This is a genomic window from Gallibacterium faecale (assembly GCF_027920745.1).
In the GTDB taxonomy this organism is placed as follows: domain Bacteria; phylum Pseudomonadota; class Gammaproteobacteria; order Enterobacterales; family Pasteurellaceae; genus Gallibacterium; species Gallibacterium faecale.
Map to the genome: position 1 here is coordinate 1 of NZ_JAQIBB010000036.1, position 19,981 is coordinate 19,981.

Here is a 19,981-nt window from a genome sequence, read left to right on the forward strand (position 1 = left end):
TTTTAGCTGCTTTTTATTTAGTTCTTTTTGTATTGTTATATCCTTACATTAATTAACAAGCATAATTACTCCTTAAAATCACTCAGATATTGTCGTCTTAGCGCTTCGCTTTGATACACTTCTTTGCAATATTGTTTATCAAAGAACAAAGCACTAATTAGCTGTAGAAGATCAGACTTGATCTTCTACAGCTAATTAATGTAAGTAGTGGGGCTATTGGGCAATTCCTTGCCAGGAAACGAAATATCCCCCTATCTCAATTGGCATACCATTGCCATCCGATGAGAGTAAACGGAAAATATTGCACATTAGCGAGGATTTGGCATTAAAAATAGAAGCTTGTTTGATTGTAATGCATAAAGTTACGCCTAATTTATACGTACATTCATGGCAACTTACGCTTATCGCTGACCACACTCTATACGGAATATGATAAAGATCGTATTTCTGTTATATACGGGATATTAGAGTTATTTTCAATTAAAGAAAGAACATATTATACGCAAATGAAAATAGCGGAAACCTCATTAAAATTAATGTTAATGAAAGATGAATGTTTATTCCTTGCTTAGTATTAAAATTAGTTACAAAAAAATTGACTTTTTATACTTAGTAACTAAAATTAGTATTAATAAATGTGGAGGTAAAGATGGGTAGAGCAGAAAAACTTTTAGAAAAATTAGTTAATTCAAAGAATACATTTGTATGGACTGATTTAGTTACTTTGCTTTCCCAGCTTGGTTATGAGAGAAAAGAAATGGCAGGATCTAGGGTGCGTTTTTATAATGTAGAATTAGATCATTTAATCTTATTACACAAGCCACACCCTGAAAATTACATTAAAGGCGGAGCATTAAAATCAGTTAAAGATAGTTTAAAAGGAGTAAGATTGTTATGACATATTTAAAATATAAAGGTTATGTTGGCACGATTGAAGCTGATTTAGAAAATCATGTTCTTTTTGGTAAATTAGCATATTTACGTGATGTAGTAACATATGAAGCAACAACATTACCAGAATTAGAAGCTGAATTTAAAAAATCAGTAGACTTATATCTACAAGATTGTAAAGATTTAGGCAGAACAGCAGATAAACCATTTAAAGGCGTATTTAATGTGCGCATTAGTGAAGAATTACATCGTAATGCAGTGTTAGCAGCAGGAGATTTAAGTTTAAATGCTTTTGTAAGTGAAGCAATTAAAGAAAAAGTGGAACGTTCAGGCATTAAATTATAAAAAAGTATTGATTTCTGCGCAGGAGAAGTAATATTTTAATTTATAATGAGATTTTACCTTGAAGAAAGCTCGATAGAAATATCGAGCTTTTTTATAGTTAAAAATCAGAAGTTAATAAAAACTTTTCAAAACCTTGATCGTAAATAGTCGGGGGCTTTTTCATTTGGGGTGCATATCATATTTGATCCATGTGTATTTATTTTTACAATAAAAATCAAACGGTTATAACTATATATGTGTAAGGCTCCCTCCCCCAGCTCCACCAGATAACCATTTCAATAAGCATAAAAGACCTTGATTTATCAAGGTTTTTCTTTTTTTACTCATATCAAAAAGTCTCAGAAAAACCATACAGAGTTAACGTAATGGTAGTAAAGATAGTAGTAAGATATTACAATCTCAAAAACCTTACTACTATTTTGAGGATTATATGGCTAGCCCAGGGAAACTATTCTCTGTGAAACAAATTAATGTAGATCCACCAGACACCTTAAAATAAAAAAAAATAAAAATCAAAAACTTAAACTGAGTTTAGCTTCCTGATAAATTGCTTTTAATGTATGCACATTTCTAATGATCAATAATATATTGTCAAAAGGTTCTTATATGAAAATCTATCCAATGCAAATCAGTGATTATGAAGATATCTATCAATTATGGTGTTCTTGTAAAGGAATGGGACTAAATGATCTTGATGATTCAAAAATTGGGATTGAACGCTTTCTGCAAAGAAATCCTGATACCTGTTTTGTGGCTAAAAGTGGACAAAAAGTTGTAGGTGTTATTCTCGCTGGTCATGATGGTCGTCGAGGCTATATTTATCATACCGCGGTTGCTCCTCAATATCGCCATCAGGGTATTGCTACCGCATTAACCCATTCCGTTTTAAATGCGTTTCAACAACTCCAAATTCATAAAGTTGCATTATTAGTTTTTGCTCATAATCAAGCTGCAAATGCTTTCTGGGAGAAAATGGACTTTACAGCACGAGAAGATATTATCTATCGCAATAAAGCCCTATGTGAAATGGTGCGGATCGATACTTAAATTCAAATAAAATTGATATATCAATTAAGCAGCTTTAAACTCAATTTCTTTTTGATAATCAACGAATAATGTTGGTAACGTTTTTGCAATCGCATCTAATTGCTTCACTAATGGCAAGAATGTCGCTAATGATGGTTGCAAAATACATTGTTGTTGTAATTGTTGTAATAACTCCTCAACATCTTGCATCGCTTGTTTAAAGTTCTCTGCTGAAAGCTGATCAAAATTATCCAAAATCGTAATAATACGGCGTGAAATTGGATATAAATGAATTAACATTTGTGTGCTTAATTTTGTGCTATCCATTTGTGAACGGAATGTCGCTAATGCCGCAATATAGCTTAATAAAGAATAATTTAGCTTCAATAATTCAAACGCATTATTTAAACGAGTTTTATCCTTATAACCTTGGTAATTTAAATTCGATACTGCGGTATTTAACGCTGTTGCATTATCATGTGCCTGACGGCGAATAATCCGATATTTTAGATCATGATGATTACCAAATTGCAGTTGCACCATAATCGTTAATAAATAACGTGCATTACTCCTTAACGCGTTAATTAAAGTATATTTTAAGCGTAGATATTTCCAATCTGGCCATAAATATGAAACAGCCAATCCCGCAATAAAACAACCAATAATTGTATCTACTGCACGCGGTAATGTAGCTGAAGCAATATCCACCCCAATAATATTAAAGCTCATCAACACTTGGATAGTAATGAAAAATGTTGAAAAGCTGTAATTATTGGTCCTAAAGAAGAAGAATAAGGTACTCGCAATAACGACAATCCCTAATTTACTTTCTAGACTAGTCGTAAAATATGGCATTAATGATCCCACTAATACCCCTAAAATCGTACCAATAATCCGTTGTTTTAAGCGGGCTTGAGTAGTTGTGTAATTTGGCTGACAGACAAACACAGCAGTTAATAAAATCCAGTAACCACGCTCAATAGGTACATTATTCGCAATCAAACAACATATCGTTACTACAATGGTTAATCGTACCGCATGACGAAATAATTGGGATTCAAAAGTACATTGATTTTTAATTACACGGAAAATATTCGCTAAACCAGTAATATGATCTTGATGAATACGCCAATTAATCGCACTGCTATCGGGTTCTTTCACTTTTGCATCTAAATGTGAAAGTTGTTGCTCTATTTTATGTAAACTTTCTAGCAATACCGACAAATTAGCTAAATGCTCACTATTCGGTGTTTGTTGCTGAAAATGGGCGAAGGATTGTTCTAGCGATAACATCGCGTGTTTTACTTTACCATAATAAAAAAACGCTTGATTCCGCTGCAAAGTTCTCGCAAAAGCACGACAAGTTTTAGCTTGTAACTCAAGTAAATAACGGATTCTAAAGATCAAATCGCTATATTTAAGATCGGCTAATAACTCAGGATAACTAAAATAATTAGAGTTAATCCGTTCATGGATATCTTGTGCAATAAAATAGCTATTAATCATACGTAACGTTGTATTTTGCACATAGGTCCCAGTTGAGCGATAAAACAAAGCACTACGGCATAGATTAAACGCTTGGATCACTTTGCTATTTGCCATCACTAATGCAGTTTGATGATGATCGAGATCTTGCGCTCGATTATCAGGATTAAAAAATTCTGCTTTTGTTTGCAAATAATCTGCTAACGCAAGATAAGCATTCGCTAAATTTTCTTGTGCTGGTCGTAATGGAAACAATAGATAGACCAACATCGTCAATAAACTATATAACGAGGTTCCCACCAAAATAAGGAGCGGATTCACAAACCAAACTTGTTCTGGGTTATAAGCCAAAATAGTATAAAGTGCGACAACCAGACTACCAAAAGCAATCGTACTATAACGTTGTCCAATCGCTCCTAACATGGTGAAGAAAAATGTTAATAGCGCCATTACTAAAATAAACAAGTAATGATCAACAAAAGTAATTTGAATAACTAACGAGGAAATCGAAAAGGCGATCAATGTATAAAATAAATTTTTTAATCGCCCACTCAATCGATTATCTAAATCTACCAATCCCCCAGCAATAGTACCGAGAATAAGTGGCATACTGACTGATGAAATATCAAAATACCAAACAACCAGAGAAACAATATTGACAGCAAGGAAAATTGGAATAACCGCTAAAATTTTGCTATTTAGCCATGTGGTATTAATACGTTCTAAAAACTGCTTGAACATCATTTTTATTTAAAAAATTTCCTTTGATTTAGATAATTTGCATAATCTTTTTCTACCACTCTTTGTCCTACTGGAAAGAGTGAAATCCGCACTAATTTAAAATGCATAATTCCCGTTGGAATACCAATAATCGTTAAACATTGCATCACACCAACAATAATATGGGCAATCGCTAGCCACCAACCAAAGAGAATAAACCAAACGAGGTTTAACACAGTACCCAAGCCATTCATGACTGAATGTTGCGGTTCTATTTGGCTAACATGAACAATATCATGTCCAAATGGTACTAAAGAAAGTTTGAAAATTTCCCAACAACTGCGTGTATAAGGTAGCGTTACAATCAGAATGGCACTCAAACAAGTCGTGATCAGCCATCCTAAAGAGATCGCAAAACCACCGAAAAAGAAATTCCATAAATTTAAGATAAAATTCAACATATTATTGCAAACGCTCCTTTAAATAACCTTGATAATCTGGAATTTGGATCTCTGTTGTTTGAGTAAATAATGGGGAAGAAATTAAGAAATTCGCTGAAGAACGTGTAATTGCCGTTGGAATATTCCATACGGTCGCAATACGCATTAATGCTTTCACATCAGGATCGTGTGGTGCTGCATTCATTGGATCCCAAAAGAAAATTAATACATCAATTTTACCTTCTGCAATTAATGCACCAATTTGTTGATCGCCCCCCATTGGCCCACTAAGTAAACTATTAATCGTTAATCCAGTTTCTTTCGCAATAAGATGGCCTGTTGTTCCAGTAGCGACTAAATGATGTTGTGATAACTGTTGTTGATGTGTTTTACACCATAAAATCAAATCTTCTTTACAGTGATCGTGCGCAACTAAAGCAATTGTTTTTTGTGTTTGTAATTGACGAGTGGTTTGTTTCATTGCGGTCTCCTTTTGCAATAGAAATAAAAAAAAAAGCGGACAAATTTGCCCGCTTATTGTACCTCAAATTATAACCTTAAAGGATTATTTTATTTGCTACCTTGAGCCCATTTTAAGAAACGAGCTTGAGTTTCTTTATCTGCTTGTTGATACCAATATTGCAACATTTGTTCTGCAACATTCTCACCTTGCACAGTGATTTTCGCTTTCGCTGCTTTAGCACCTGCTGCTGTTGGAATTGCTGCTGGCATACTAACAGACACAAAGCTTGGTACAGCTGCAACACCTTGTGATGCATTATACTCTGCTAAATCTTCTGCAACACGAGTATCAGGGAAAATTCCGCTTTGTTGTAAGATATCTTGTTTAGTACTAATTTCTTGATTACCGCTCGTTTTCACCGTAATTTTCGGATTCTTAGCGAATAAATTTGCATTACGCATATTGTCTAAACGTGGTGCAGTAATAACTAAATCTTGGCTATTACCTTGGAAAGTCACAATAATTGGACTAGATTCAAACAATGTTCTATCTGAACCATTGGTTACCACTTCAGAAACACGCACAACAACTTGGTGAGTGTTGTTATCACTTGCGTCAAAACTGTTTTGTGATTTAGTTAATGAAGATTTGGCTTTTTCACCGTCGATGGCAAGGAGGGAAATATTTGGGGTTACAGTGACTTTCGCCGCTAATGTACTCATCGAAAGGGTCGCTGCCACACATGCCAATGCAAAACGAGATAATTTCATGTACACTCCTAGTAAAAATTACGAGCTAGTTTAAGAGGTTCTTATCCTATGCTATTTTCTAGCAAAATTAAATAAGAATTTAGGAAATATTTATTATGAAAACAGAACAATTTATTATTTATGGACATGTGCAAGGTGTTGGCTTTCGTTTTTTTACTTGGCGAGAAGCGCAACGAATTGGTATTACTGGATGGGTAAAAAATCAATCTAACGGTAGCGTTGCTGTACTCGCACAAGGCACAGAACAACAACTAGAAACCTTCTACCGCTGGTTACAACAGGGTCCTAAAACAGCAACTGTTAATTATATCGAATCATTGATTGTAGAAAATAATACGATTTATTCAGACTTTCAAATTCTTCATTAATATTATTTTCTTAGGCATATCTTTTATTTTACCGATATTTTAATTTGCTCAAAATAACAGCAAAAATAAATAATATCGCTTGGGTTAAGACAATTGTAGCCCCTGTGGCACTATCTAAATGATAACTTAATACAATTCCGAATAGATTAGAAATTAATGCACTGCCAATCGCAATGCCTAACATTGTCGAAAAACGTTTAGTCAATAGATAGGCCGTAATCCCTGGAGAAATCAACATTGCTACTACCAGAATCACACCAACAATCTGCATCGCCAATACAATCGCTAAAGAAAGAAGAGCCAATAAACCATAGTGTAATAATGTAATATTTAATCCTGCCACCTTTGCTTGTATCGGATCAAAACAGTACAACAACAGATCCCGCCATTTTGTATAAATAATCAACAAAATTACACTGCCAAAACCAAGCATCTGCCACATTTGTTGCCGATCAATCCCTAAAATATCGCCAAATAATATATGAGTTAAATGCTGTGTGGTCTCTACATAATTAAATAACACTAAACCAAAGGCAAACATACCAGAAAAAACAATTCCCATGATCGTATCTTCTTTTAAACGCATATGATTTTTTAAAAACCCTACGCTGCCAGCACAACAAACTCCTGCAATAAAAGCACCTAACGTCAAAGGTAAATTAAACATAAAAGCCAATACAATACCTGGCAATACCGCATGGGAAATCGCATCTCCCATTAATGCCCATCCTTTTAACACCAAATAACAGGATAGCACTGCACAAATCACTGCAATCATTAATGCTGTAAGCAAAGATACTTGCATAAAAGGATAAGAAAGTGGCTCAATAAACCAATTTAATAATGTATTCATAGCCATTTACCTTTTCTCTCTAACCGCATAATAACGTTGCGTAAAAAAGCCATATTTTGGCGAAAATGCAAATACCAATAAAAATAAACAGGTTTGCAAACTCACAATAATGCCTCCCGTTGCACCATTTAGATAAAAGCTAAGATATGCCCCTATCCCACTGGTGAAAAAACCAAAGGCCACCGCAATTTTCAATAAGGTAGAAAATCTATCTGTTAATAAATAGGCTGTTGCTCCTGGTGTTACGACCATCGCAATCACTAAAATTGCGCCTACTGTCTGTAATGCAGCGACAATACAAGCACTTAATAAAGTGAAAAATAACACTTTTAATCTTGTTGGATTTAATCCACTGGCTTTAGCTTGGATTTCATCAAAAAAGACTAATAATAAATCTTTCCAAAACAATAACAGCAAAACCAAACTGACACTTAAAATAATCACTACTTGCCAAACATCATTATCTGCAATCCCAAGAATATTGCCTAAAATGATACTTTCAACATCAACTGACGTAGGATTAAGTGAGATAACAAATAGCCCTAACGCTAAGAAAGTAGTAAAAATAAAACCAATAATCGCATCTTCTTTTAATGGTGTGATCGCTTTAATCCATAAAATCGCTATTGCGGCAAACATTCCTGAAAAGAACGCTCCGATTGCATAAGGCAACGATAACGCATAAGCAATCGCTACACCGGGGACAACAGAGTGCGAAAGCGCATCACCAATTAATGACCAGCCTTTTAGCATCAAATAAGCAGATAAAAAAGCACAAACACCACCAATTGCAGCACTTACCCAAATTGCTTTAAACATATAATCATATTCAAAAGGGGCAAACAGAAGTTCCCACATATTATTGTCCTTTATCGTGTTCCACTAATGTGGCTGGTGGTTCATTTTTCGTTTTACCATAGAATACTGCAGCTTTTTCATCATCAGTAAACACAGTCACCGCCCGTTCATCACCATCTTCGTGCAAGGTTTCACCGTGCAATTTGATATGACGCAACACCCCACTAAATACCTTTTCCAGATTTTCTTGCGTAAAGGTAGAGTGCGTTGAACCGCTGGCGATCACAGTACGATTAATCATAACTACTTGATCACAAAAATCAGGCACACTTCCTAAATTGTGGGTAGAAACTAAAATTAAACAACCTTCCTCACGTAATTTCTGTAGCAACTCAATAATCGCAAGTTCCGTTTGCACATCAACCCCTGTAAACGGTTCATCGAGTAAAATAATTTTACTTTGTTGGGCTAATGCTCTGGCTAAAAAAACACGTTTCTTTTGTCCGCCTGATAGTTCTCCAATCTGTCGATCTTGTAAATGAGCAATATCTACACGCTGCATTGCTTTCATTACCGCATCTTTATCGTCCTTTTTCGGAATTCGCAAAAAATTCATATGAGCATATCGGCCTTGCATCACCACATCATAAACCGAAATCGGGAACTGCCAATCAACCTCTTCACTTTGCGGTACATACGCAACAAGATGCTGTTTCAGCGCCTCTTTTACTGATAAATCAGATAAGGTGATTTTGCCTTGTTGTGGGGTAATTAATCCCATAATGCTTTTAAATAATGTTGACTTTCCACTGCCATTTACCCCGATTAAACCGCAAATCGTGCCACCAGCTAATTGAAACGACATATCTCGAATAGCTGTATGTCCATTGTTATAACGCACACTAATCTTATCTACCTGTAAAGAAGCTATTTTATTCATTTTTGGTTAAATCCTTTGCTGATCGTATTCACGGTAGTGGAAAGTAAATCCAAATAGGTTGGTACTGGCCCATCTTGGGTAGAAAGTGAATCCACGTAAAGCACGCCACCATATTTAGCCCCCGTTTCTTTTGCGACTTGTTTTGCTGGCTTATCCGAAATGGTACTTTCACTAAACACAACTGGAACATGATGAGCTTTGACTTGTTCAATCACTTTGCGAATCTGCTGTGGTGATCCTTGTTGTTCCGCATTAATTGGCCATAAATATAACTCTGAAAAACCATACTCTTTGACTAGATAACTGAAAGCTCTTTCGCTGGTCACTAACCATCGCTGAGATTCTGGAATATTTGCCAATTTCTCACGAATTTCAGTATCAAGTGCCATCAATTTTTCACGATATTTTGCTGCATTTTGGTTATATTGCTCAGTATGTGCAGGATCATACTTTACCAATGCTTGACGGATATTTTCTACATAAATCATCACATTTTTCGGCGACATCCATGCGTGAGGATTAGGAATACCCTTATATGGCCCTTCATAAATGGATAAAGGCTGAATACCTTCACTAACAATAATACTAGGTATTTTTTTGGGTAATGTTTTAAAGAAACGTTCAAACCATTGTTCTAAATGTAATCCATTCCATAAAATCAAATCTGCATCTTGAGCTTTAATAATATCCTTTGGCGTTGGCTGATAATTGTGAATTTCGGCACCGGGCTTAGTGATAGATTCCACAACTGCGCTTTCTCCAGCAACATTTTGTGCAATATCTTGAATAATCGTAAACGTAGTAATTACCTTAAAAGGTTTTGCTAAACTACAAACCGAGATCGAGAATAGACAAAATAAGATAATCAATTTTTTTAACATGATAGCTCTCGCAAAATTTATTAATTATGTAAAAGTTTAGCTGAATTACCATTTTACTTAAATGAGAATAATTATCAACTATAAACATTTTGCAGGTTTGGGCAATCCTGCTAATTTTGTTGCTTGTTTCGCTGGTCCATCCGGAAATAACCGCTGTAAATAACGACTATTCCCTTTATCTTCACCTAATTTTTGTGCCATTGCTTTCACTAACATACGAATTGCAGGTGAAGTTTTATATTCTTGATAAAAATCACGTACAAAATAGATCACTTCCCAGTGTGCATCTGTTAATGTTAAGTTTTCTTTTTCTGCAATCACAAACGCAAGTTCTGGACACCAATCCGCACTATTTAATAAATAACCCTGTCCATCAACTTCAATTTGTTGCCCATTAAATTCAATATATTGCATATCGTTTTTCCCTTTTTGCTAATTCAAATATTGTACAAAATTCTCCATAGAAGAACTGATTAAAATATCTATCGCTATAATTAATCCATTAAAAAACCGCATCATCTGATGCGGTTTTTTCATTTTTATCCTTGATTAATTGATGATTAATCACGGCTTGCAGATAAGATATTCAACAAGCTTACAAAGATATTATAAAGTGACACGTAAATACTTACAGTCGCACGAATATAATTTGTTTCACCACCATGAATAATATTGCTGGTTTCTAATAAAATTGCACCACTTGAGAACACAATAAATAACGCACTAATTGCTAAATGTAATGCTGGAATATTTAAAAATAGGCTTGCAATCACGCCCACAACTAACACAATAAATAAAGAGAACATCATTCCAGCAATGAAAGACATATCTTTTTTAGTTGTTAATACATAAGCAGAACAAGCAAAAAAGACTAATGCTGTACCAGCTAATGCAGTAACGACAACATCACCTAATCCTTGGCTAACATAAATATTCAAAATTGGTCCCAAGGTATAACCTAAAAAACCAGTAAATGCGAACGTTGCTAAAATACCAAGCCCACTGTTAGCCAATTTATAGGTTAAAAAAAGTAAACCATAAAAACCAACTAACATCACAATTAATCCCGGATAAGGAAGATTAAAAGCCATTGATAAATAGGCAGTAAATGCAGAAAAAGCGATAGTTAATGCTAATAAAAAGTAGGTATTACGTAATACACGATTCGTACTTAGTATGGAAGTTGAACTTTCTCGAGTATCGACAACGATTTTTGGTTGCATAAAGTAAGTCTCCTAATTAACAAAATAACTGAATAACGGTAATAATTTATACTGACAATGTCAATAATAACAGCAATAAAAAAAACAAAAAGTGTAAAAAAGCAGCATAAGGTCTAAAAAGTAAGCTATTGCATTAAAATTTCAATTTTTTTATTTACTGTAAGATCAAACTATACTATATTGCACACCGCTGAAAACAACCAGCTCTGCGGAGGAATGGTCGAGTGGTTGAAGGCACCGGTCTTGAAAACCGGCGAGGATTTACGTCCTCCGTGAGTTCGAATCTCACTTCCTCCGCCATCTAGCTTAAGAGAAGCCATAAGTTTAAACCATAAACTTATGGCTTTTTTGTTTTATATCATTCTTGCTGTACTAACAGCCTATCTTCTTACTCTACTACTTGATTTTGTTCTTCTTCCTCTAACTCATCTGCCATTGCTGCTAATAAATCACGGCAAAGTTGAGCTAGGCTACGATAAAAGCCTGTTTTAGCGTGGGCTTCAACTTGCCCCAAAAAACGCCCCATACAAGGCAATAAAAAAGTTTGGAAAAACGCTTGTTGTGCAGTTAAAGACCCTGTTTGATCTTCAATCCAAGAAGCAGTTAATAACAACAAAGCGATATGATCCGGATTTTCTAACGCAGGCATTGCTCGTTCTTGTCTAAATTGCACAAAATCCGCTACCGCAATATCATAAGCTGATAAATGAAAATCAACAGACTCTTGTAAATGCTGATAATCTTCAGCTAATTGTTCGATTGTCCAATTAGACTGTAAATTCATCATTGCCACTTCGCTTTGTTGATCCAACACCAAAGCCCAAACCGATCTTACTCCACCTTGTTTGATCCACTGTAAAGCGGAAGTTAATACTGAATCTTGTGGTTGGCGATAAAATAGATTTCCAAAAAGACGACAAATTAAAGAAAAGTTATTAATTTCAATAGGTTGTTCACTCATATATTTTAGCTATCTTAGTAATCATCAATAAATTATGAAGAAAGTGGCTAAGTTTACTATAATTCTCATTTTTCAATAAATCATTTTAAGGAGAAACAATGAAATATATTGGTGCTCACGTTAGTGCATCCGGTGGTGTAGAAAATGCCGTGTTACGTGCAGTAGAAATTAATGCCAATGCTTTTGCTCTATTTACAAAAAATCAACGCCAATGGAAAGCGCCTGCTTTAAGCCAAGAAAGTATCAAAAAATTTAGAGCATTTTGTGAGAAATATCAGTTTTCGCCCGATCAAATTTTGCCACATGATAGCTATTTAATTAATTTAGGCAATCCTACTGCCGAAGGGTTAGAAAAATCACGAACCGCTTTTATTGATGAAATGCAACGTTGTGAGCAACTTGGTCTAAAACTACTGAATTTTCACCCTGGTAGCCATTTACAACAAATTGATGAACTCAGCTGTTTAAAACGTATTGCTGAATCAATTAATATTGCCCTAGATACAGTACCAAATGTCGTTGCAGTAATTGAAAATACTGCTGGTCAAGGCTCAAATTTAGGTTGGAAATTTGAACATTTAGCAGAAATCATTGCCCATGTTGAAAATAAAGAGCGTGTTGGCGTCTGTTTAGACACTTGTCATACTTTCTCTGCTGGCTATGATCTCTCATCGCTTGATGCTTGTGAGCAAACTTTTACCCAATTTGCCAATATTGTTGGTTTTCAATATCTCCGTGGTATGCATCTCAATGGTTCTAAAACCCCATTAGGTAGCCGTGTTGATCGCCATGATTGTTTACAAGCTGGGACGATTGGTACCACCGTATTTTCTTATATTATGAATGACTCTCGTTTTGACAATATTCCAATGATTCTGGAAACAATTAACCCTGACATCTGGAAAGATGAAGTTTCTTGGTTACGTTCGTTAGAAAATCGTTAAAAATCCAGCTCAAACTTTGAACAAACTCACAAAAATGAGCTTTAATTACCATTTTTTATCAAAAATAACTAGCCAGACCAGTGCTTTTTCGGTAGGATGTCGGCACTTGTGTGGTTTTTATATTTAATTTTTTATTTTTGAGTCATGTTTTATCGAATTCTCGTACCAGTATGTTTCCTATTTTTGACCGCGTGTAGTAACTTATCTACCACGCAAACAGCTGCTACACATTCTGATGGCGATGATCCAATCGGCGAATTAATTTTAAAAACAAACGCTACCGAACGTAAAATTATCAATAAAAAACTTAGCAACTTCTATCAAGAATGGGTAGGTGTTCGTTATAAGTTTGGTGGTACTGGTAAAAACGGAATTGATTGTTCAGCATTCGTACAAACTGCATTTGCAGAAAAATTCCACATCAGCCTTCCTCGTAGCACATCAGAACAAAAATCTTTAGGTCGTCAAATCCAGAAAAATCAGTTAAAACAAGGTGATTTAGTTTTCTTTAGAAAAAATCGTCATGTTGGGATTTATCTAGGAGGCGATTTATTTATTCACTCTAGTACTAGTCAAGGTGTGACTATCAGTTCTTTAAGTGAAGATTATTGGACTCGAACTTATACACAATCTCGTAGAATCCTTGATTAGTTGATTTTTCTGATAGAAATTATCTCCTTTAGATATTTAGATTACTAATAAACCTACGATTTTTATCGTAGGTTTATTTTTTCAACTATATTAATACATACTATCTATAATAGAGTACATAAAACATTTATCTTTATACCTTAATAGTAGGTTTTATGACGTTGTTATAGAGTGCATTGAGAATGGTTGGATATGAATCTTACAACGTTGTTCTATTTGCCATAAATCATATTCACTTTGCATATTCAACCAGAATATTGGTGCAGTATTTAAAGCTTGCCCTAATCTAATTGCCATTTCAGCAGAAATTGCAGCTTTACCATTTAATACTCGAGATAAAGCAACACGCGATACACCTAATTTTTCAGCAGCTTCAGTAACAGATATACCATCTAAATATTCCCTCAATACTTCTCCAGGATGAGCTGGATTATACATAGTCATAAAACCTCCTAATGATAATCTTGATAATCTACAATTTCAGCATGTCCATTCTCAAATTTAAATGTGATACGCCAGTTTCCATTTACTTTGATTGACCAATGTTCAGCAAGATTGCCTTTTAACTTATGTAAACTCCAATTTGGTGCATTTAGATCTAGAGGACTTGTTGCATTATTTAATGCAGTGAGCTGAACTCTCAATTTATTAGCATGATTAGATTGAATTCCTGATGTAACACCTGTTCTGAAAAACAATTCTAACCCTTTATGTTTAAATGATTTAATCATCTCAATAACCAATAACTTTGTATAGCTGTACTATACACAATAATCTTAAATTTGTAAATCTATGCGATACAACTTACTAAGTCTTATAGAAACGTTCAATTATCATCTGAAAATTATCTAATAAATTAAAACAATTTTTAGGGAAATATCATAACTGAGCAATAGAAAATAAAATGATGTTCATATAGGATTTTTAAATAAAAAGAGTGGTTATAGTTCTATAATCACTCTTTTTTACTAAAAAATTGACTGGTCAAATAGCAACATTTTTCCACTATGGTCAAACATAGATAAATTTAGAAATTATCTACTTAGACTTTTATAAATAGTTGATACTTCATACAACAGACATCATTCCGCTACAGTAAAATGTTGGTGTAAATGTGCTTTCTGTTCTACATCATCTGCAATCGCTTTTGCTAAATCAGGCACACTAATATCCGCAGGTTGATTATTTTCATCTAATAAAACTTGATTACCACCGATACGATAACGACCTGTTCCTGTAAAACGAGGTGGTTTCACAGCAAACATAGCTGCTGGAGAAAGGAAAGCCCAATTTAAAAGAAGATTACCTTTTAATTGCACCAATATTTGACGTACAGCATCTGCCGCTGGGTAGATCGCTTTCGGAAATTCTGGTGTATCCACGAGTTGTAAATTAGGGGCAACATACAGACAACCTGCACCACCGACTATCAAAAAATATGGCACATTCGCTTGTTCTGCAATGTGTAAAATAGTAGCCATGCCACGATTATAATCTGCGACTAAATTTGGATTTTCCCAACCGCCATTAAAGGCACAAACCACCGCATCAACGCCCGTTAAAACAGCTGCCAAATTACCAGTATTTACATCTATTGATACCGCAGTAAAATTTTCCGCTTTCGGTAAGCTATCCGCATGACGAGAAATTCCTACTACTTGATGGCCGCGAGCTACTAATTCTGCTACTACACCTTTACCGACTAGCCCTGTTGCACCAATTACTGCAATTTTCATTGTAAACTCCTTTCTAATTGTTAATTAAAAACTGTGCCATTATAGCCAACTCTTTTTTCAAGATTTAGCTTATAATTAATCAAAATATATTCAACTATTAGTTAATAATATGCAGAAGAATTATTATCAACAACTCCTTATTTTTCATACTATTGCTAAAACCAGAAATATTTCTGCTGCTGCACGGCAGCTAGAACTTAGTGTTGCTGCGGTCAGTAAATCCTTGCAAACACTCGAACAACATCTCGGTTTACCGCTTATTCAACGTACAACACGCAAATTAACACTAACCGAAGCTGGTGAAAAATTAGTACAGCAAACCACGCTGGCAGTGAAACAGATTGAACATAGCTTAACGGACATCCAGTCTTGGGCAAATCCACCAGCAGGCTTAGTTAGAATCACCTTACCGCAATTAGCCTTTTATTTAGTATTACAGCCGAATTACGCTGAGTTTTGCCAACAATATCCACAAATTCAATTAGAACTTTCAATTGATAATGCAACCGTTGATATTGTTGAACAACACTTTGATTTTGGTATTCGTTTTGGGCACAGTATTGAAGATGGAATGATCGCACATCAATTAACTACGCCAATGCAAGAAGGTTTATTTGTTTCTAAACAATATGCTCTACAATATGGTATTCCTCAAACACCTACTGAACTATCGCACCATCAATTAATTGGACATCGCTTTATCACTCATAATCGTTTAAATCCGTTAACTCTTAACCTTAATGGGATCGAAAAACAGTTCGAGGTTAAGCAACAATTAATTTTAAATGATACAGAAATGGTAGTTGATGCGGTGCTGCAAGGTTTTGGCATCGGTCGAATTTTTGATCTACGTTATCAACAATTAGACTTAAAAGATCAGCTTATTCCTGTGTTGCAGCCTTATTGGCGGCAATTCCCTGCTCTCTATCTATATTATTTTCCTCGTCAGCAACAACTCAAGCGAGCTAAAGCGATTATTGATTTTTTGTTAGCACACAGAACAATTTAAAACTTAAGTTGTTTTTTATTTTATATAGACTATAATCTATATAAAATAAAGAAGGACAAATAATGCAACAAGAATGGAATATTCTATTACAACAACCCGTATTAGACTGGTTAAAAACACTAGAACAAGATGATTTATTAAGAGTCTATGCAGCCTTAGAATTATTGTCAACGGAGGGGCCTCAACTTGGACGTCCTTACGTAGATACATTACAAGGTTCTAAATATGTGAATTTAAAAGAATTAAGGGTACAGTCTAAATTATCTGTATTTCGTCTGTTCTTTATTTTTGATCCCATCCGCCAGGCAATCATATTATGTGGTGGAAATAAAAAAGGTAAAAAACAACAACTGTTTTACAAGCAGATGATTACACTTGCAGAAAAAACTTATGATGAGTATCTTTCTCAATTTGCACAGGAGTAAGACTATGAGCGTACAATTTAAAGATCTTATGGCTGAATTGCCAATAGAGCAGCAAAATAAAGTTAAATTAATGGCTGATGAAATGAGAATGGAATTACAGCTTCAACGTATTCGCGAGGAATTAGAAATATCACAACAACAAATTGCAGCAGCTTTAAATATTAAGCAACCTTCTGTCGCGGCTTTAGAAAAACGAGGAAATGAAATCCGCCTTTCATCAATAAAACGTTATGTAGAAGCAATGGGTGGTGTTTTAAATTTATCAGTTGAATTACCGACAGGAAAAACCGTAACTTTTCATCTATAAATATATAGCAGCCCAATTTAAATTGAGCCGATATTTTCCCTCTTACAAAAAGCGGGGCATAGTAGACAAAAAGGTTGGTATTTTGCTGAACTATGCCTTTTATTATTTTTTGGCTGTACTAGATAATTAGCTCAAACTTCACTTAACCAATTGTTTTAAAATGGAAATTTAAGACTTTATATTACTGTTTTTAAAACGCCACTCACATTCCTTCAAATACAGTTCAAAACACTAACTTGCATAAATGACGTTTTGCTTGATTCCAAAAACTCTCAATTTCGTTTATATGGTTATGATTTTCAGCAAAATGCATACTATGATTGATTCAAAAATGGCTAAATTCACTCACATCAAGTACATCATAACTACGGTGAGTATCAGTGTAAGGCTATCAGACTTAACTTTCTCGTAGATTATTGACAATAACGTCGCTCTAATTGAGCATTAGGCAAAATAACACTATAAACCTTATCATTTCACCTGAGAAGTCCAAATAGCTCAATAAGTTTATTTTGTTTATGCTGACTTAGGCGATTTTTTCTCATGGGCTCATTCTAACCTAAATCGAGTTTTTAGTTATTATCTAGTATAGTCCCTAAAATAATATACTTTATCTCGCTGATTCTTCTTGTTCTAATTGCTTTCTTATTTTTTCCAAAGGAAAGAACAATTTATTGGGTTCATGAATAAAAGGTATAAATCCAAATGTCTGATAAAATGCTTTTGCATTTTGATCTTTTGCATCAACAATAAGTGCATAAGCGGCAATTTCTGAACGGATAATACGCTTCAATGCATTACCTAATAAAGCTTTTCCTAAGCCAGATCCTTTTACTTGATTATCAATCGCTAAACGTCCAAGTAAAACAGCAGGAACACTAGGATAACGGGGTAATTTTTTCTTTAAATAATTAGGTAGTTCTATCAGAGGTATACTAGTTGAGGCTAATGTGTAATACCCTAAAATAGTCTGGTTTTCATCAATTATCGTAAAGCAAGAAGCAATACACCTTTTTATATCTTGAGAAACCTGTTGTTGTAGATAATTATTTAATGGAGTAGAACCACAATCAAATTTATTACGATTCAATACCTTACTGAACGTCACAATTTTTAGTTTAGGCAACACTAATCCTCCAACAACTCTGAACTTAAGCGTAAAGCCTCTTTCATTTTCTGATTTGGTTCTGGTGGAGAAATTAACGCTTCTGCAAACTTTTGCTGATCAGTAATAGAAAGATGAATTAATTCATTTTTCTCTACGGTTTCTTTAGCCGCCAATAATGCGGCATTAATTACAAAATCACTTAAACTACGCCCTTCGAGGCTTGCTGCTCGTTTTAATAAACGCTGTACATCTTCGCTAATTCTTGCTTCAAATCTTGCTGTTGCTGCCATCATATGCTCCTATCTATTTTTCTAGAATATTGTACGGCGATTGTACGGCAATTTCAACTATTTATACCATTTAATATTATTTCTCCTTTATTTTAGCCATAAAAAAACACCTCAGCAGAACTGAGGTGTTTTTTAATGATTAACTAAATCGTGAGATTAGAAATAAACGCGGAAACCTACGCCAACTTTGTTATCTCTATCTTTATCACCAGCTTTGTGTTTCTTCAATTGAGTTGTGCCACCTTCTAAGTACGCTACTACTGATTTAGTAAACCAGTAATCTGTACCTAAGATAAATGTATTACGTTTTACATAATCATCTGCAGCAAGACTTGCTTTACCATTAATATATTCACCATAAATAGAAGCATTCTCTAAATAGCTATATTTAACACCAACTTCAAGTTCTCTAACTTTACCTGCATCTGTTACGCCATAAGTATCATTTGTGATGCTATATGAATCATCACTATGTTTCTTTTGTGAATAGTCAACACCAATAGCAAATGGACCTGATACTAGTTCAGCACCTACTAAGAATGCATTTTCTTTAACATATTCTGTTGTATAAGATTTTTTCAATTGAGAAAAACCAGCTTCTACGTTAAGTTTAGTATCTGCTGCTAATGCTACAGTATAGAATGCTGATACACCAAATCCTGAATCAAAATTATGAACAGCTTTATCTTTTTGACCAAAGAGGTAATCTAAACCAAAGCTAAAACCACCAAAATCTGCACTACGGAATTTAACAACTTTAGCACCATCAGTCGCAGTTTGATTAATACCACCTAAATCATAAGTATAATCTGATACACCTACATCATCTAAGTTAGTTAATTGGCGACCAAAAGTTAATGTACCTACACCATCTTTTGCGAAACCAGCATATAAACGTTTAACAGTGATATTTGTGTGTTCATCTGATGTATCAAAGTTGCTAAGGCGAGTTTCTAAATAGCCTAATGCACTATAGCCATCACCTAAATCATGACTTGCCTTAAAGTGAAAACGTGACCCGTCATTTTTAAGATCAACTCGTTCACCTTTATCTTTAGATAGAAGTAAACGAATAGAACCACCAATATCTACTTTAGTACCATCTTGGTTATAAACTTCTGCTGCATTTGCAGAAGTTGCTGCTAATGCTGCTACTGCTACTGCGACTAATGTTTTTTTCATAATTGACACCTCTGTGTTAAGTGATGTTATTTAACAGTAAGCCATTAAATAACTGGATTGTGCTGAATAATACAAATTACTCAGCGATTACTCATTTCGAGGTGAATAGTACAGACTTTCCAAATTCTGTCAATTTTTTACCAGTCTTACGGAACTTTTTAAAAA

The 19,981-nt window shown here is 34.5% G+C and carries 26 protein-coding genes, 1 tRNA gene and 1 pseudogene; 10 read left to right on the plus strand and 18 right to left on the minus strand.

Features of this window, described 5'->3' with window-relative positions:
• Positions 1–649: 649 nt before the first annotated feature.
• The 3 genes from PF272_RS02370 to PF272_RS02380 all read left to right on the plus strand — a co-directional run bounded on the left by PF272_RS02370 (position 650) and on the right by PF272_RS02380 (position 2,283).
• Complete coding sequence (locus tag PF272_RS02370) at positions 650–898, plus strand: type II toxin-antitoxin system HicA family toxin (protein ID WP_271141474.1); 249 nt, start codon at positions 650–652, stop codon at positions 896–898.
• Complete coding sequence (locus tag PF272_RS02375; RefSeq protein ID WP_271141475.1) at positions 895–1,236, plus strand: type II toxin-antitoxin system HicB family antitoxin; 342 nt, start codon at positions 895–897, stop codon at positions 1,234–1,236. The genes PF272_RS02370 and PF272_RS02375 overlap by 4 nt, the downstream gene beginning before the upstream one ends.
• A 606-nt stretch (positions 1,237–1,842) precedes the next feature.
• Positions 1,843–2,283, plus strand: coding sequence for a GNAT family N-acetyltransferase (locus PF272_RS02380; protein WP_271141476.1), 441 nt, complete (start codon positions 1,843–1,845; stop codon positions 2,281–2,283).
• A gap of 24 nt (positions 2,284–2,307) precedes the next feature.
• On the opposite strand, the gene yccS is transcribed toward PF272_RS02380, so the two are convergent.
• From yccS to PF272_RS02400, 4 genes are all read right to left on the minus strand, one after another.
• Complete coding sequence (gene yccS, locus PF272_RS02385) at positions 2,308–4,488, minus strand: YccS family putative transporter (protein WP_271141511.1); 2,181 nt, start codon at positions 4,486–4,488, stop codon at positions 2,308–2,310.
• A 5-nt stretch (positions 4,489–4,493) separates the two neighbouring features.
• Positions 4,494–4,928: a YccF domain-containing protein gene (locus PF272_RS02390; RefSeq protein ID WP_271141477.1), complete on the minus strand. Its 435-nt coding sequence runs from the start codon at positions 4,926–4,928 to the stop codon at positions 4,494–4,496.
• 1 nt (position 4,929) lies between these two features.
• Positions 4,930–5,388, minus strand: coding sequence for a methylglyoxal synthase (locus PF272_RS02395; protein WP_065238090.1), 459 nt, complete (start codon positions 5,386–5,388; stop codon positions 4,930–4,932).
• 89 nt (positions 5,389–5,477) lie between these two features.
• Positions 5,478–6,140, minus strand: coding sequence for a curli polymerization inhibitor CsgI-related protein (locus PF272_RS02400; protein ID WP_065234083.1), 663 nt, complete (start codon positions 6,138–6,140; stop codon positions 5,478–5,480).
• A 95-nt stretch (positions 6,141–6,235) separates the two neighbouring features.
• Between PF272_RS02400 and PF272_RS02405 the strand changes: the two genes are divergently transcribed.
• Positions 6,236–6,508, plus strand: a complete 273-nt coding sequence (locus tag PF272_RS02405) for an acylphosphatase (RefSeq protein WP_271141478.1) — start codon at positions 6,236–6,238, stop codon at positions 6,506–6,508.
• Positions 6,509–6,536: 28 nt separating this feature from the next.
• On the opposite strand, the gene PF272_RS02410 is transcribed toward PF272_RS02405, so the two are convergent.
• The 6 genes from PF272_RS02410 to PF272_RS02435 all read right to left on the minus strand — a co-directional run bounded on the left by PF272_RS02410 (position 6,537) and on the right by PF272_RS02435 (position 11,203).
• Positions 6,537–7,361: a metal ABC transporter permease gene (locus tag PF272_RS02410; protein WP_271141479.1), complete on the minus strand. Its 825-nt coding sequence runs from the start codon at positions 7,359–7,361 to the stop codon at positions 6,537–6,539.
• A gap of 6 nt (positions 7,362–7,367) precedes the next feature.
• Positions 7,368–8,219, minus strand: coding sequence for a metal ABC transporter permease (locus PF272_RS02415; protein WP_271141480.1), 852 nt, complete (start codon positions 8,217–8,219; stop codon positions 7,368–7,370).
• A gap of 1 nt (position 8,220) precedes the next feature.
• A complete protein-coding gene (locus tag PF272_RS02420) occupies positions 8,221–9,099 on the minus strand; it encodes an ATP-binding cassette domain-containing protein (RefSeq protein WP_271141481.1) in 879 nt (292 codons plus the stop codon).
• Entirely contained in the window at positions 9,096–9,980 is an 885-nt protein-coding gene (locus PF272_RS02425; RefSeq protein WP_271141482.1) for a metal ABC transporter substrate-binding protein, read from the minus strand. Before PF272_RS02425 ends, PF272_RS02420 begins: the two co-directional genes overlap by 4 nt.
• Before the next feature lie 78 nt (positions 9,981–10,058).
• Positions 10,059–10,394, minus strand: a complete 336-nt coding sequence (locus PF272_RS02430; RefSeq protein ID WP_065234077.1) for a TusE/DsrC/DsvC family sulfur relay protein — start codon at positions 10,392–10,394, stop codon at positions 10,059–10,061.
• A 146-nt stretch (positions 10,395–10,540) separates the two neighbouring features.
• Positions 10,541–11,203, minus strand: coding sequence for a Bax inhibitor-1 family protein (locus PF272_RS02435; protein ID WP_065238095.1), 663 nt, complete (start codon positions 11,201–11,203; stop codon positions 10,541–10,543).
• A 210-nt stretch (positions 11,204–11,413) separates the two neighbouring features.
• Here PF272_RS02435 and PF272_RS02440 point away from each other — a divergent pair.
• A tRNA-Ser gene (locus PF272_RS02440) sits at positions 11,414–11,503 on the plus strand.
• Between the two features lie 88 nt (positions 11,504–11,591).
• On the opposite strand, the gene PF272_RS02445 is transcribed toward PF272_RS02440, so the two are convergent.
• Positions 11,592–12,164: a TorD/DmsD family molecular chaperone gene (locus PF272_RS02445; RefSeq protein WP_271141483.1), complete on the minus strand. Its 573-nt coding sequence runs from the start codon at positions 12,162–12,164 to the stop codon at positions 11,592–11,594.
• 98 nt (positions 12,165–12,262) lie between these two features.
• On the opposite strand from PF272_RS02445, the gene nfo reads away from it, so the two are divergent.
• Positions 12,263–13,108 carry a deoxyribonuclease IV gene (gene nfo, locus PF272_RS02450; protein ID WP_271141484.1) on the plus strand — a complete coding sequence of 282 codons (846 nt, stop codon included), beginning with the start codon at positions 12,263–12,265 and terminating at the stop codon, positions 13,106–13,108.
• Between the two features lie 144 nt (positions 13,109–13,252).
• On the plus strand, positions 13,253–13,759 hold the full coding sequence (locus PF272_RS02455) for an NlpC/P60 family protein (protein ID WP_065234073.1): 507 nt from the start codon (positions 13,253–13,255) through the stop codon (positions 13,757–13,759).
• 153 nt (positions 13,760–13,912) lie between these two features.
• On the opposite strand, the gene PF272_RS02460 is transcribed toward PF272_RS02455, so the two are convergent.
• From PF272_RS02460 to PF272_RS02470, 3 genes are all read right to left on the minus strand, one after another.
• Complete coding sequence (locus PF272_RS02460; protein WP_271141485.1) at positions 13,913–14,203, minus strand: HigA family addiction module antitoxin; 291 nt, start codon at positions 14,201–14,203, stop codon at positions 13,913–13,915.
• 8 nt (positions 14,204–14,211) lie between these two features.
• Positions 14,212–14,490 (minus strand): type II toxin-antitoxin system RelE/ParE family toxin, encoded by a 279-nt coding sequence (locus PF272_RS02465; protein WP_271141486.1) that lies wholly within the window; start codon positions 14,488–14,490, stop codon positions 14,212–14,214.
• Between the two features lie 351 nt (positions 14,491–14,841).
• Positions 14,842–15,495, minus strand: a complete 654-nt coding sequence (locus PF272_RS02470; protein WP_271141487.1) for an NAD(P)-dependent oxidoreductase — start codon at positions 15,493–15,495, stop codon at positions 14,842–14,844.
• Positions 15,496–15,604: 109 nt separating this feature from the next.
• Here PF272_RS02470 and PF272_RS02475 point away from each other — a divergent pair, with 109 nt between their 5' ends.
• The 3 genes from PF272_RS02475 to PF272_RS02485 all read left to right on the plus strand — a co-directional run bounded on the left by PF272_RS02475 (position 15,605) and on the right by PF272_RS02485 (position 17,236).
• Positions 15,605–16,504, plus strand: a complete 900-nt coding sequence (locus PF272_RS02475; RefSeq protein ID WP_271141488.1) for a LysR family transcriptional regulator — start codon at positions 15,605–15,607, stop codon at positions 16,502–16,504.
• 62 nt (positions 16,505–16,566) lie between these two features.
• Complete coding sequence (locus PF272_RS02480; RefSeq protein WP_271141489.1) at positions 16,567–16,929, plus strand: type II toxin-antitoxin system RelE/ParE family toxin; 363 nt, start codon at positions 16,567–16,569, stop codon at positions 16,927–16,929.
• A 4-nt stretch (positions 16,930–16,933) separates the two neighbouring features.
• Positions 16,934–17,236 carry a helix-turn-helix domain-containing protein gene (locus PF272_RS02485; RefSeq protein WP_271141490.1) on the plus strand — a complete coding sequence of 101 codons (303 nt, stop codon included), beginning with the start codon at positions 16,934–16,936 and terminating at the stop codon, positions 17,234–17,236.
• 168 nt (positions 17,237–17,404) lie between these two features.
• On the opposite strand, the pseudogene PF272_RS02490 reads toward PF272_RS02485, so the two are convergent.
• The 4 genes and pseudogenes from PF272_RS02490 to PF272_RS02505 form a co-directional block, all read right to left on the minus strand.
• Positions 17,405–17,733 (minus strand): annotated as a pseudogene (locus PF272_RS02490) (transposase); the annotation flags it as partial.
• A 113-nt stretch (positions 17,734–17,846) separates the two neighbouring features.
• Positions 17,847–18,365, minus strand: coding sequence for a GNAT family N-acetyltransferase (locus PF272_RS02495; RefSeq protein WP_271141491.1), 519 nt, complete (start codon positions 18,363–18,365; stop codon positions 17,847–17,849).
• Positions 18,365–18,637 carry a type II toxin-antitoxin system TacA family antitoxin gene (locus tag PF272_RS02500; protein ID WP_065239577.1) on the minus strand — a complete coding sequence of 91 codons (273 nt, stop codon included), beginning with the start codon at positions 18,635–18,637 and terminating at the stop codon, positions 18,365–18,367. Before PF272_RS02500 ends, PF272_RS02495 begins: the two co-directional genes overlap by 1 nt.
• A gap of 153 nt (positions 18,638–18,790) precedes the next feature.
• Entirely contained in the window at positions 18,791–19,816 is a 1,026-nt protein-coding gene (locus tag PF272_RS02505; RefSeq protein WP_271141492.1) for a porin, read from the minus strand.
• Positions 19,817–19,981: the final 165 nt, after the last annotated feature.